Annotated in this window: 17 protein-coding genes and 2 other annotated features; all 17 genes read left to right on the forward strand. The window is 38.1% G+C overall.

Annotation, left to right across the window (positions count from 1 at the left end; translation table 11 throughout):
* The first annotated feature begins 477 nt into the window (after window positions 1-477).
* The 17 genes from ispD to BM121_RS19930 all read left to right on the forward strand — a co-directional run bounded on the left by ispD (window position 478) and on the right by BM121_RS19930 (window position 12,951).
* Window positions 478-1,170 carry a 2-C-methyl-D-erythritol 4-phosphate cytidylyltransferase gene (gene ispD, locus BM121_RS19850; protein ID WP_091486211.1) on the forward strand — a complete coding sequence of 231 codons (693 nt, stop codon included), beginning with the start codon at window positions 478-480 and terminating at the stop codon, window positions 1,168-1,170.
* Window positions 1,170-1,646, forward strand: coding sequence for a 2-C-methyl-D-erythritol 2,4-cyclodiphosphate synthase (gene ispF, locus BM121_RS19855; protein ID WP_091486013.1), 477 nt, complete (start codon window positions 1,170-1,172; stop codon window positions 1,644-1,646). The genes ispD and ispF overlap by 1 nt, the downstream gene beginning before the upstream one ends.
* Before the next feature lie 84 nt (window positions 1,647-1,730).
* Entirely contained in the window at window positions 1,731-3,197 is a 1,467-nt protein-coding gene (gene gltX / locus BM121_RS19860) for a glutamate--tRNA ligase (RefSeq protein WP_091486016.1), read from the forward strand.
* Between the two features lie 38 nt (window positions 3,198-3,235).
* Window positions 3,236-3,448: a binding site (T-box leader), on the forward strand.
* Between the two features lie 323 nt (window positions 3,449-3,771).
* A complete protein-coding gene (cysE, locus tag BM121_RS19865; protein ID WP_091486019.1) occupies window positions 3,772-4,431 on the forward strand; it encodes a serine O-acetyltransferase in 660 nt (219 codons plus the stop codon).
* Window positions 4,421-5,821: a cysteine--tRNA ligase gene (gene cysS / locus BM121_RS19870; protein ID WP_091486021.1), complete on the forward strand. Its 1,401-nt coding sequence runs from the start codon at window positions 4,421-4,423 to the stop codon at window positions 5,819-5,821. Before cysE ends, cysS begins: the two co-directional genes overlap by 11 nt.
* A 2-nt stretch (window positions 5,822-5,823) precedes the next feature.
* Window positions 5,824-6,231 (forward strand): Mini-ribonuclease 3, encoded by a 408-nt coding sequence (locus BM121_RS19875; protein WP_139220295.1) that lies wholly within the window; start codon window positions 5,824-5,826, stop codon window positions 6,229-6,231.
* On the forward strand, window positions 6,228-6,974 hold the full coding sequence (rlmB, locus tag BM121_RS19880; RefSeq protein WP_091486026.1) for a 23S rRNA (guanosine(2251)-2'-O)-methyltransferase RlmB: 747 nt from the start codon (window positions 6,228-6,230) through the stop codon (window positions 6,972-6,974). Before BM121_RS19875 ends, rlmB begins: the two co-directional genes overlap by 4 nt.
* The gene (locus BM121_RS19885) at window positions 6,974-7,483 is read left to right on the forward strand and encodes an NYN domain-containing protein (protein WP_091486029.1); all 510 of its coding nucleotides are present in this window, start codon (window positions 6,974-6,976) and stop codon (window positions 7,481-7,483) included. The genes rlmB and BM121_RS19885 overlap by 1 nt, the downstream gene beginning before the upstream one ends.
* Window positions 7,484-7,580: 97 nt before the next feature.
* Window positions 7,581-8,234, forward strand: coding sequence for an RNA polymerase sporulation sigma factor SigH (gene sigH / locus BM121_RS19890; RefSeq protein ID WP_091486031.1), 654 nt, complete (start codon window positions 7,581-7,583; stop codon window positions 8,232-8,234).
* A gap of 86 nt (window positions 8,235-8,320) precedes the next feature.
* Window positions 8,321-8,467, forward strand: a complete 147-nt coding sequence (rpmG, locus tag BM121_RS19895) for a 50S ribosomal protein L33 (protein ID WP_091486034.1) — start codon at window positions 8,321-8,323, stop codon at window positions 8,465-8,467.
* Between the two features lie 40 nt (window positions 8,468-8,507).
* A complete protein-coding gene (gene secE / locus BM121_RS19900; protein WP_091486037.1) occupies window positions 8,508-8,687 on the forward strand; it encodes a preprotein translocase subunit SecE in 180 nt (59 codons plus the stop codon).
* A 137-nt stretch (window positions 8,688-8,824) separates the two neighbouring features.
* Entirely contained in the window at window positions 8,825-9,361 is a 537-nt protein-coding gene (gene nusG, locus BM121_RS19905) for a transcription termination/antitermination protein NusG (protein WP_091486040.1), read from the forward strand.
* Window positions 9,362-9,530: 169 nt separating this feature from the next.
* On the forward strand, window positions 9,531-9,956 hold the full coding sequence (gene rplK, locus BM121_RS19910) for a 50S ribosomal protein L11 (protein WP_139220294.1): 426 nt from the start codon (window positions 9,531-9,533) through the stop codon (window positions 9,954-9,956).
* Between the two features lie 172 nt (window positions 9,957-10,128).
* On the forward strand, window positions 10,129-10,824 hold the full coding sequence (gene rplA / locus BM121_RS19915; RefSeq protein WP_091486043.1) for a 50S ribosomal protein L1: 696 nt from the start codon (window positions 10,129-10,131) through the stop codon (window positions 10,822-10,824).
* Window positions 10,825-10,886: 62 nt separating this feature from the next.
* Window positions 10,887-11,045: a sequence feature (ribosomal protein L10 leader region), on the forward strand.
* 33 nt (window positions 11,046-11,078) lie between these two features.
* The gene (gene rplJ, locus BM121_RS19920; RefSeq protein ID WP_091486045.1) at window positions 11,079-11,579 is read left to right on the forward strand and encodes a 50S ribosomal protein L10; all 501 of its coding nucleotides are present in this window, start codon (window positions 11,079-11,081) and stop codon (window positions 11,577-11,579) included.
* Between the two features lie 63 nt (window positions 11,580-11,642).
* A complete protein-coding gene (rplL, locus tag BM121_RS19925; protein ID WP_091486048.1) occupies window positions 11,643-12,005 on the forward strand; it encodes a 50S ribosomal protein L7/L12 in 363 nt (120 codons plus the stop codon).
* Window positions 12,006-12,357: 352 nt separating this feature from the next.
* Window positions 12,358-12,951 carry a class I SAM-dependent methyltransferase gene (locus BM121_RS19930; RefSeq protein WP_091486215.1) on the forward strand — a complete coding sequence of 198 codons (594 nt, stop codon included), beginning with the start codon at window positions 12,358-12,360 and terminating at the stop codon, window positions 12,949-12,951.
* The last annotated feature ends 461 nt before the right edge of the window (window positions 12,952-13,412 follow it).

A 13,412-nucleotide genomic window follows, 5' to 3' on the forward strand; every position in this document is an offset into this window, starting at 1 on the left:
CCCCTTAGCATAGCCGTACCCTCTTATGCTACAACTGGGGGAGAAATCGACTGATTGATTTCGGATTAGTGTTGTGGAGCATATCTTAACGAAGGCCGCCCACTTCCACTCCTGTGGGACCTGTTTGACCTGAAGATCCACTTTTACGAGCGGTTTTTGCTCGAAAAAGTTAGCTGAAGGGCAAACCCCACGGAAAGGGAAGTGGGCAGCCGGAGTGGTAGTTATCATCACGATATATTTCAAAATTATGTCTTAGATTACCGCACATCTAATTACTGCACTACTTAGAACAAACAAAACTTTCATTACTTCGCAGTTTGTATCTAATACGAACTATATAGAATGAGTAAATAGAATCCGATTCATTCTGTTCTGTGGAGATGTTACAATCAACGGAGTAAGTATAACTAAACTGCTCTGGGTTTAAATAGGGAGAGAATCGTAAGCAAGTTAATTAGAGATTGGGGTGGCCGCATGATAAAATATAATGTGATCGTGTTAGCGGCAGGACAAGGTAAACGTATGAATGTAGGGAAAAACAAACAATTCATTGAGCTATTAAAAGAACCATTGATTATACATACTTTAAAGAAATTCATTCAGGACAAGTGGTGCCAAAACATCTACTTAGTTATTAACCCAAATGAGCAAAACCAAATGGAAGAGTTGATAGCTACCTATCAGTGGCAAAATCAAATTACTTTTGTTCCTGGTGGCAAAGAACGACAAGAAAGCGGCTATAACGGACTACTCGCCATTAGCGAAGAGCAACAAGACATGGTTGTCATGATCCACGATGGAGCTAGGCCTTTTGTGGAGGAAGCACATTTACATGAGCTTGCCCATGCCGCAAAAGAGAAAAAAGCAGCACTGATCGCCGTTCCTGTTACCGATACAATAAAAAGAAAAAAAGGTGACAGAATAGAGACATTGGATCGTTCAACGTTATGGGCTGCACAAACACCACAAGCTTTTGACTATCAATTAATTAAAGAAGCACATGAACAAGCAAAAGCAACAGACTATCTTGGAACGGATGATGTGTCGCTCGTCGAGGCATTAGGAGAGCCGGTAGATATTGTTCAGGGCACTTATCAAAATGTTAAATTAACTACACCAGAAGATATTATGCGAGCGGAAATGATCTTAGAGCGACAGGAGGAGAAATAATGTTTCGTATCGGACAAGGTTTTGATGTGCATCAGTTAGTCGAAGGGAGACCTTGTATTATTGGTGGTATTGATATACCGTATGAATATGGTTTATTAGGACATTCTGATGCTGATGTGTTATTACACACAATTGCGGATGCATGTCTTGGAGCAATTGGTGAAGGGGATATCGGCAAGCATTTTCCAGATGCGGACCCTGCATTTAAAGATGCCGATTCTCAAAAGTTATTACAGGAAGTATGGAGCCTAGTTGAAGAAAAAGGTTATAAGCTTGGCAATGTTGATTGTACTGTGATTGCACAAGCTCCTAAGCTTGCTCCCTATATTACATCAATCAGGGAAAACATTGCTCATCTCCTACAATGTGATAAGGAGCAAATTAATGTAAAAGCAACAACTACAGAAAAGCTCGGTTTTACCGGAAGAAAAGAAGGAATAGCTGCACAAGTTGCTGTACTGTTGATGAAGAAATAAAAACGTAACATTTTGTCGAAAATAATGGTAAAATAAAGATAATAGGTGAAAAGACCGTTAAAAAATGATGGAGGGACAATAATAATGGGAAAAGAAGTACGTGTACGTTATGCACCAAGTCCAACAGGGCATTTACATATCGGAAACGCAAGAACAGCACTTTTTAATTATTTATATGCAAAACATTTGGGTGGATCATTCATTATTCGTACCGAAGATACGGATGATAAGCGTAATGTTGAAGGCGGCGAAGAAAGTCAATTACGCTATTTGAAGTGGCTTGGACTAGAATGGGATGAAGGCGCAGATATCGGTGGCGAATATGGTCCATATCGTCAGACAGAACGTTTAGATATTTATCAGAAATATGTGGATGAGTTGTTAGAGCGTGGTTTAGCATACAAATGTTATATGACAGAAGAAGAATTGGAAGCTGAGCGTGAGGAACAACGTGCTAATGGACAAGTACCGAAGTATTCTGGAGCACATCGTGATTTAACGGAAGACCAAATAAAACAGTTTGAAGTGGAAGGCCGTACACCTAGTATTCGTTTTCGTGTACCAGGAAATAAAACATATCTATTCAATGATATTGTACGTGGTAATATTACATTTGAATCCAGTGATTTTGGTGACTGGGTAATGGTGAAGAAAAATGGTATTCCAACTTACAATTTTGCAGTTGCCATTGATGATCATCAAATGAAAATAAGCCATGTATTACGTGGAGAAGAGCATATTTCGAATACACCAAAACAAATGATGATTTTTGAAGCGTTTGGTTGGGATGCACCACAATATGGTCACATGACATTAATTTTAAATGAAAATCGCAAAAAATTAAGTAAACGTGATGAGCATATCTTACAATTTATCGAACAATATAAAAACCTTGGCTACATACCAGAAGCATTGTTCAACTTCATTACATTGTTGGGCTGGTCACCAGTTGGCGAAGAGGAATTATTTACGCAAGAAGAATTTATTAAGATATTTGATCCAGAACGTTTATCAACATCACCAGCAATCTTTGACCCGGCAAAATTAAAATGGATGAACAATCAATATATTAAACAGGCTTCTTTAGAAGAAGTGGTAGAATTAAGCTTGCCACACTTGATAGAAGCAGGTAATCTACCAACTGATATGGACGCGGACCAAAAAGAATGGGCAGTGAACTTAATTAGTTTATACCATGAACAATTATCTTATGGTGCAGAAATTGTCGAGTTAACAGAACTTTTCTTCAAACCAGAGATTAACTATAATGAAGAAGCAATGGTAGTACTAAAAGAAGAGCAAGTACCGGAAGTGTTGGAAGGCTTTTTAGAGCAGTTCAGTAATCTGGAAGAATTGTCACCAGAAGCAATCAAAGCAAGCATTAAAGCAACACAAAAAGCAACAAAGCATAAAGGCAAAAAATTATTTATGCCGATTCGCGTTGCAACAACTGGACAAGTGCATGGCCCTGAATTACCGAATGCGATTCATCTTTTAGGAGAAGATATTGTCAAAGCAAGACTGGAAAATGTATTAGAATTAATCAAATAAGTAGCAAATTTTAACAAAATCACTATAATAATAAGTAATAGGGTACGTTGACGAGGAGAAGTAAAAGAAATATCGTTTGAACAGAGAAAACCATCACAGGCTGAGAATGGTTGAAGCACGTTTCTTTGAAATGCACCTCAGAGTTTCTTCCTGAACGAAGTATGGGAGAACGGTTTACCACCGTTATCGGTTAAAGTGGAGGGAAGACTATTCCCTAAACAGAGTGGAACCGCGCCAAAAGCGTCTCTGAGGTATCAAACCCAGAGACGCTTTTTTTTATTAAGAAAATTAAAACCAGTTCGTAAAAACCATCAACCGTTGCGACAGAACTTCCTTCCGTTTTTCTGGAGATGAACGGTAGGTAAGTTGTCGCTGCGGAAGAATACTCTCAAGGCAGTACTCGTGGAGAGCGGTGGTATCGTGCTGTAGAGTATGCTAGTACTTATTTATAATCAGAATGGGAGAAAGTCACTGTTCGCAAAATGCATCAGGTGCTCCGTACTTCACTGTCGGTTTGTGCCCGATTTTCTTAGGGGATGCATTAATATATATACAACAGGGGGGATGATGATCCGTGGGTTTTTTCAAATTATTCAAAGAAGATATCGACGTCGTTTTTGATCAAGACCCGGCAGCAAGAACCTATTTCGAAGTTTGCTTAACGTATTCCGGACTACATGCCATATGGTCACACCGATTCGCGCATGCCTTCTACCGAAAAAAATTCTTCTTCATTGCCAGAGTCATTTCACAAATCAGTCGTTTTTTTACTGGTATCGAAATTCACCCCGGTGCTAAAATTGGCAAACGATTTTTCATTGACCATGGGATGGGTGTAGTCATTGGTGAAACGTGTGAAATAGGAGATAATGTAACGATATATCAAGGCGTCACATTAGGTGGTACAGGGAAAGAAAAAGGAAAACGACACCCGACCCTTAAAGATAATGCACTGGTTGCCACAGGAGCCAAGGTGTTAGGATCAATTACAATTGGAGAAAGCTCTAAAGTAGGTGCCGGTTCTGTTGTATTAAAAGATGTTCCGGATCATTCAACGGTTGTCGGGATACCAGGAAGAATTGTGATACAAAACGGAGAGAAAGTACGTAAGGATTTAGATCATCATAAGCTTCCAGATCCTATTAGTGAGGTGTTGAAGGAAATGAATGATGAGATACAACGACTAAATAAAGAATTTGAAGACTTAAAAGGAGCGAATCGACATGACCATTAGTATATACAATACACTTACACGAGAAAAAGAGGAATTTGAACCAATAGAGCCGAATCGTGTCAAAATGTATGTGTGTGGTCCAACCGTTTATAACTACATCCATATCGGAAATGCACGTCCTGCTATTGTTTTCGATACCGTAAGAAGATATTTTGAATATAAAGGTTATCAAGTTGACTATGTTCTCAACTTCACTGATGTCGATGATAAGCTGATCAACGCTGCTAAGGAATTGGGAGAAGAAGTACCAACTATCGCAGAACGTTTTATCAAAGCTTATAAAGAGGATGTCAGTGTTCTGGGTGTAAAAGAAGCTGTCCACCATCCTAGAGTAACCGAAACTATGGATGACATCATTAGTTTTATTTCTACCTTAATTGACAAAGGGCATGCTTATGAAGCGGATGGTGATGTTTACTTTAAAACGAGATCGTTTGACCGGTATGGTAAGCTATCCCATCAATCAATCGATGAATTAAGATCAGGTACACGTATTCAAGTAGGCGAGAAAAAACAAGATCAGTTAGATTTTGCTCTATGGAAACAAACAAAAGATGGAGAAATATCTTGGGACTCACCGTGGGGCAAAGGCCGTCCAGGATGGCATATCGAATGCTCAGCAATGGCTAAAAAGTATCTCGGTGATACGATTGATATTCATGCTGGTGGTCAAGATTTAACATTCCCGCATCATGAAAATGAAATTGCTCAATCTGAAGCGGCTAACGGTACATCATTCGCAAATTATTGGATGCATAATGGGTATATTAATATCGATAATGAAAAAATGTCGAAATCACTAGGGAATTTTGTATTAGCTCACGACCTCATTCAAAGGCATGAACCAAAAGTATTGCGTTTCTTTATGTTAAGTGTTCATTATCGTAATCCAATCAATTTTAGTGATGCGTTGTTAGAAAGTGCGAAAAACAGCTATGACCGTATTGAAAATGCGTTAACAAATCTGGAGCACCGCAAAGAGTCCTGTGTAAATTTAGCTGACGATAATCAACAATGGTTGGACAATATAGAAGTATTGAAACAACAATTTGAAAAAGAAATGGACGATGACTTTAATACGGCGAATGCAATTGCGATTATGTTTGATTTGGTTAAAGAAGCCAATGTTTATTTAAATTCAGATCATACACACACAGAAGTAATTGATGCATTTATTGCTACATTGACAGCTTGGTTAGAGGTGTTAGGTATTCCACAGACAGATGATGAAGAATTGCTTGATGAAGAGATAGAAGCGTTAATAGAAAAAAGAATCGAAGCAAGAAAAAACAAAGATTTTCAACAAGCAGATCAAATTCGCGATGATCTGAAAGAACGTCATATCATTCTTGAGGATACACCACAAGGCACAAGATGGAAGCGAGGTTAGTGATGACAAAGCAGCGGCCAAAAGAAATGAAAAGTCTTGCCCTCGCTTATATGGGGGATGTTATTTACGAGAAATACGTTAGGGAATATTTAATAAATAAAGGGACTACCAAAGTACAACATTTACATCAACATGCCGTACAATTTGTAAAAGCAACCTCCCAAGCAAGCGTAGTTCATCATTGGATAGACACAAATCAGCTTACAACAGAAGAACTAGCGGTGGTAAAAAGGGGACGAAATGCCAAGTCAGGTTCAGTCCCCAAGAACACCAGTGTACAAGCTTATCGGCACAGTACAGCGTTTGAAGCATTACTTGGATTTCTATACTTAGACCAGCAGCATGACCGTTTAGAGTTATTAATAAAACAAGCGATAGACATTACAGAGAAAGGAGATGGTCAAGAATGAGCGAAGAATGGATCATTGGAAAGAATACAGTAATGGAGGCATTGGAATCCGAACGTTCTATCCATAAATTATATCTGACTGAAAACCTGAATGCTCCATTAGCAAACAAGTTGCAAGCATTAGCGAAAGCCAAAAATGCCCCTGTCCAACGAGTTCCAAAAAAGAAACTGGACCAATTAGTGGATGGAAATCATCAAGGTATTGCAGCGATGGTTGCTGCATACGACTATGCATCTTTAGATCAGTTATTTGAAGTAGCAGAAAAAAGGGAAGAACCGCCATTTTTTCTCATTTTAGACGAGATAGAAGATCCGCATAATTTAGGTTCTATTCTTCGTAGCGCTGATGCAACAGGTGTCCATGGTGTCATTATCCCGAAGCGAAGATCGGTAGGGTTAACCGCAACTGTTGCCAAAACATCTGTTGGAGCAATTGAACATATTCCGGTTGTTAGAGTAACCAATATTGTACAGACAATAGAAGAATTAAAAACTCGTAATGTCTGGATTGTTGGTACAGAAGCAGAAGCCACAGAGGATTATCGTAAGTTAGATGGTCAAGTCCCTATTGCTCTTGTTATCGGCAATGAAGGAAAAGGAATAAGTCGCTTAGTAAAGAAAAATTGTGATTGGACAGTTAGTTTACCAATGGCAGGGTCCGTTTCATCGTTGAACGCCTCTGTTGCATCAAGTATACTAATGTATGAGGTATTCCGAAAAAGAGACGAACATGGTGAGTCCTAATGGATGTACTCCTAGTAGATGGATACAACATGATTGGTGCCTGGGAGGAATTAAAAGCTTTAAAGGATAAGGATTTAGAGCAGGCAAGATTGTTGTTGATTGACAAAATGGCGGAATACCAAGCATACCGCAAACGAAAAGTAATTGTTGTTTTTGATGCCTATGAAGTAAGAGGATTAGAAAATAAACAACAGCAATATAAAGTAGAAGTTATCTTTACAAAGGAAAATGAAACAGCTGACCAATGTATTGAACGTCTCGTCAAAGAGTTTAAAAATGTCCGGACAAAGGTTTTTGTAGCGACTTCTGACTATACAGAACAGCGGACGATTTTTGCACAAGGAGCATTTCGAATCTCAGCGAGGGAACTAGATATAGAATTAAAGAATATTCAAAAGGAGATTGAGGTAGATATAAACGAACATCAACAAAATAAAATAAAAAGTAAAATTCCGTTGGATGACACCGTGTTGCAAGTGTTTGAAAAGTGGCGTCGTGGTAATAAATAACAAAAGAGCAGTTGACGTAATTAAAGCGCTTCCTGTATAATGTTGCTATTATAGTCTGCAATACCTAATTTTTGGCACTAAGCCGGGAGGAGTCCCAATGACCATCATGCGAGTAGAGAATAGAGATACTGACTTTCAGCATTTAGACGATAGTGAATTAGTATTGCTAGTGCAGGACGGAGACATACAAGCGCTCGAATTTTTAATTCAACGATATAAATCATTCGTTCGAGCGAAAGCCAAAACGTATTTTCTCGTAGGAGCTGATCATGAAGATATTGCACAAGAGGGAATGATCGGTCTATATAAAGCAGTTCGTGATTTTCAAGAGGACAAGCTTTCTTCCTTCAAAGCTTTTGCAGAATTATGTATTACCAGACAAATTATCACCGCTATTAAAACAGCAACAAGGCAGAAGCATATGCCGTTAAACTCTTATGTATCTTTGGATAAACTGATCTATAGCGATGATTCAGAAAGAACATTGTTAGATGTTTTAGAAGCTACTATTGCGATGGATCCACAAGAATTACTAGTTAATAGAGAACGTTATGGTGATATGGAAAGTAAGTTATCAGAATTGCTAAGTAAGTTAGAACGGGAAGTTTTATTACTTTACCTTGAAGGGAAATCCTATCAAGAAATATCTTCCGAATTAAATCGCCATGCTAAATCTATTGATAACGCCTTGCAACGAGTAAAAAGAAAGCTAGAAAAGTATTTAGAAGCGAGTAGGATACATATATCTTAAACGATTCAGCTAGTTGTCGTTGACAGTGGTCTTTAACCATGCTACATTAAATAAGTGTGAAAACCCTATTAAGAGGTGGGGAAAAATTGGGTAAAAAGATAGCGTTGGCGTGTGAAGTTTGTCATAGTAGAAATTATAGTACGGACAAGAATCCATCGATTTCTGATCGAATTGAGATAAAGAAATTCTGTAAGAGATGCAACCGCCATACCATTCATCGCGAAACAAAGTAGGTTTTGACGGTAGTTAGAAGACAGTTTGGAGGTACCTTCTGTGAAACCAGTTACTTTTTTGAAAAACGTCAATCGAGAAATGAAGAAAGTATCATGGCCAAGAGGTCGTGAATTAACACGATATACGATTACAGTAGTATTTACCGTTGCTTTTGTAACAGTTTTTTTTGCACTTATAGACTTAAGTATTACACAACTTCTTAATATGTTATTTGAATAATTCTCTGTAATATATGTTATACTGTAACTAAATATGTAAGAAAAGAACCCGTTTGGCGGGTTTTTTAAATGCAAAGAAACGGAACGAAGGAGAAGTTAAATTAAGGGAGGGAAGGGCGAACAAAAGCCCTCGATATTATGGAAAAAAGCTGGTATGTTGTGCATACTTATTCGGGTTATGAAAATAAAGTAAAAACCAATTTAGAAAAACGATTAGAAACTATGGGGATGGAAGATAAGATTTTCCGTGTATTGGTCCCAGAAGATGAAGAAACTGAAATTAAGAATGGTAAGAAGAAAATAGCGAAAAAGAAAGTATTTCCTGGATATGTGTTAGCGGAAATGGTTATGACAGATGACTCTTGGTATGTCGTACGTAATACGCCGGGTGTAACAGGTTTCGTAGGATCTGCCGGATCAGGATCCAAGCCGACACCGTTATTGGAAGAAGAAGTAGAAACCATCTTGAAGCGAATGGGTTATGATGAACCTGTTACGGAAGTAGACTTTGAAATGAAAGAAACGGTGGAAGTAATAGACGGTCCATTTAACGAATTCTCCGGTTCTATTGAAAACATAGATTTAGATAAACAAAAAGTAAAAGTTCATGTTAATATGTTTGGTAGAGAAACCCCGGTTGAATTGGACTTTTCACAAATTAGAAAGTTATCATAAAGGTACTTGTAACATAAAAATATAGGAAAACCACTTGCATTATTGTTAATAAAATGCTAAAATTTTAATGTTCTTTATGCTCCGAGTATAAGGTTGTTTTTAACATATGTAATTGAGTGGGAGGGCGATTGCCCTATTACCACATCACGGACTTAAGGAGGTGTGTCTCGTGGCTAAAAAAGTAGAATCAGTTATCAAACTACAGATTCCAGCAGGAAAAGCAAATCCCGCACCACCAGTTGGACCAGCTTTAGGTCAAGCAGGTATAAACATCATGGGATTTTGTAAAGAGTTTAACGCTCAAACCCAAGATGAAGCTGGCATGATTATTCCAGTAGAAATCACGGTATTTGAAGACCGTTCATTTACATTTATTACGAAAACTCCACCAGCAGCAGTATTGCTTAAAAAAGCAGCTGGTATTGAATCTGCGTCAGGTGAACCAAATCGCAACAAAGTGGCAACACTAAATCGCGATAAGGTCAAAGAAATCGCAGAATTGAAAATGCCAGACTTAAATGCTGCTGATGTTGAAGCTGCAATGCGTATGGTCGAAGGTACTGCACGTAGTATGGGTATCGTTATCGAAGACTAATCACGCAGCGTTGTACAAAAGCGGAAGGTTGCGGTAGTGGAGGGTGCTTCATCAACCGCAACCTTTATCTTTGAGGTTAAGTTAAGAACGTGGGTATCGCGTTCGAATCTAACTTTTCCGCTTAAGGAAGTGGGAGGTATAACCGTTAAAACCACAGAAGGAGGAAATTAAAATGGCAAAAAAAACCAAAAAACAACAAGAAGCATTAAAACTTGTTGACCGTACAAATCTGTATGAAGCAAAAGAAGCATTAGAATTAGTGCAAAAAGCTTCTACAGCTAATTTTGACGAAACAATTGAAGCTGCATTTCGTCTTGGAGTAGATCCAAAGAAAGCAGATCAACAAATCCGCGGAGCGATGGTGCTACCACACGGAACTGGTAAAACACAAACCGTTCTTGTATTTGCAAAAGGGGACAAAGCGAAAGAAGCGGAAGCTGCTGGCGCTGATTATGTAGGAGAACAAGACTTGATCGCCCAAATCAACCAAGGTTGGTTCGAGTTTGATGTAGTCGTAGCAACTCCTGACATGATGGCTGAAGTTGGTAAACTTGGTCGAGTATTAGGACCAAAAGGACTTATGCCTAACCCTAAAACAGGAACAGTAACTTTTGATGTGGAAAAAGCCGTTAATGAAATCAAAGCAGGTAAAGTAGAATACCGTGTAGATAAACAATCAAATATTCACGTGCCAATCGGTAAAGTATCATTTGATCTTGATAAGCTTGTAGACAACTTTAATGCATTAGCAGATACAGTTGCGAAAGCAAAACCACAAGCTGCAAAAGGTACGTATATTCGTAACGTAGCTGTTTCATCTACAATGGGACCTGGCGTTAAAGTAGATTCATCAGGGTTTGCAAAATAATTCTTGACTTTATCTAAAAAGTTTAATATAATTTTGAAGGGTCAAGTTGACTACTTTAAATATAAATTTAATACATTATACCGTAGACAGTAGGTGCTGTTAAGCTTAATTTCCTACCGAGGTGTGTCTGGATATATAACAGATATTCTTTTTATAAAGGATCACTGTGTGCAGTCATAAACCTCCGTGTCTACAAGATGCGGAGGTTTTCTGTTTATAGGCGGTATAATGATCGCGTTCTAGGAGGTGGAATCATGTCAAAGGTGATTGAACAAAAAAAACAAGTTGTTTCTGAAATTGCAGAAAAACTTCGTGACAGCCAATCAACGATTCTTGTAGACTATAGAGGTCTTGATGTTGCAGAAGTTACGGAATTGCGTTCACAATTACGTGAAGCAGGCGTGGAATTCAAGGTGTATAAAAACACAATGACGCGTCGTGCGGTAGAAGAAGCTGAACTTACAGAGTTAAATGATATCTTAGTAGGTCCTACAGCTATCGCATTCAGTAAAGATGATGTAGTGTCTCCGGCAAAAGTTTTAAATAACTTTGGAAAAGAGCACCAAGCATTAGAAATTAAAGGCGGTGTGGTTGAAGGATCTGTAGCAACAATTGAGCAAATCAAGGAACTTGCAGAACTTCCAAACTACGAAGGAATGGTTTCTATGCTACTCAGCGTACTACAAGCACCAGTACGAAACTTTGCGTATGCAACAAAAGCTGTTGCAGAGCAAAAAGAAGAGCAAGGTGCGTAAGAGTTTTTCGTCACAAGACAAAGTATGTTCGTAAATATATAATAAAATTAGGAGGAATTGAACATGTCTAATGAACAAATTATTGAAGCAATCAAAGAAATGTCTGTTCTTGAATTAAATGACTTAGTAAAAGCAATCGAAGAAGAATTTGGAGTAACTGCAGCGGCACCGGTAGCAGCAGCAGGTGCTGGCGCTGGAGAAGCAGAAGAAGAACAAACTGAATTTGATGTAGTACTAGAAAGTGCTGGATCTTCTAAAATCAAAGTTGTTAAATCTGTTCGTGAAATCACTGGTCTTGGACTTAAAGATGCTAAAGACCTTGTAGATAACGCACCAGGCGCAATCAAAGAAGGCATTGATAAAGAAGAAGCAGAAGAAATGAAATCTAAGCTAGAAGAAGCTGGCGCAACAGTAGAATTAAAATAAGTAAGAACCAAAGAAAAGCTCGCTATGAATAATGGCGAGCTTTTCTTTACAAGCTAAGGAAATATAAAATTGCGCACAAAAAACATAAACTGCGAAGTTATAGATTTAATTTCTTCCATTCTTTCCATAGAGAGCGGCATAGAAAACACTACGAAAGCGACCTATGCTTGAGTAGATGTTGCACTTGTGCCCTTGGGTAAAAGCGAGTGTTTTTTCCGCAACTGGTGAATTAGCACTCAACCATAATTAGAACGGAAGAAAGCAAATCTTGATTTTCGCTATTGCGCAGTTTGTATCAATTTTGAATCAAATTAATAGTGATTAGATTTAAGGAAAGAAAGTTGGTGTGGAAATGGATCAATATTTTTCGCAGTCTCCTGATGTTTCTAGTAATCCGCAAACATGGAGTTATGTACTGAGAGAACAGACGTTTACTTTTACGACTGATAACGGCGTTTTTTCCAAAAACGAAGTCGATTTTGGTTCACGCGTTTTAATTGAAGCATTTCGTACACCTGATATAGATGGACCGTTATTAGATCTTGGTTGTGGGTATGGTCCTATTAGTATTGCTTTGGCGGCAACACACGCCGATCGTTCCGTTCTCGGAGTAGATGTGAACGAAAGAGCATTATCGTTAGCTGAAAAAAATGCACAACAAAATAACGTAGTCAATATAAGCTTTCAAGAGAGTGATATATTAGCAAACGTGTCCGACCGGTCTTTTGCTGCGATTTTGACCAATCCGCCGATCAGGGCTGGTAAGCAGGTGGTTCACCAAATGTTTGCAGAAGCTAAAAATGCTCTATTGTCAAATGGAGAATTGTGGGTTGTCATTCAGAAAAAGCAAGGAGCACCCTCAGCTGAGAAAAAGTTATCCGAGTTGTTTGATGAGGTAGAGGTAGTGAAGAAGGAAAAAGGGTATTTTGTTTTCTGTGCAAAATAATTTGACTCTGGTAGGTGTTTGTGGTAGTATTGGAAAATGCCAATAGAACGGAAGGTTTGTCAAGTGAAAATGTTGAAAAATGTATATTTTTTAAAAAATAGGTAAAACTATTCAACATGATGACTTTTATAGCTTGGCATCTTTGTTGTTACTATTAAACGGCTATTAGCTAATAGAGATTGTCTACTTAACCTTTTAGAATCCTTTTATCACTTTCCACAGAACTATTAGTAATTGAATAACATTTGCTTATCGCAAATGTCTATATAAGGGCTTGTGTCATTTTATGATCACAGGTTTGTTCGGTATGCTTACCGGACGAGTGTTTAACACTTACTAAATTTATACGATCTATAGAAAAATGTCAAATGCCTATAGTAAGTTATGTATAAATGGTAAGTGTGGTTTCATTTGTGCTATTTTTATAGCAACTATCTTTAATATTGATCGAGGGGTGAATC

The organism is Gracilibacillus orientalis, assembly GCF_900114645.1.
Classification (GTDB): Bacteria; Bacillota; Bacilli; order Bacillales; family Amphibacillaceae; genus Gracilibacillus; species Gracilibacillus orientalis.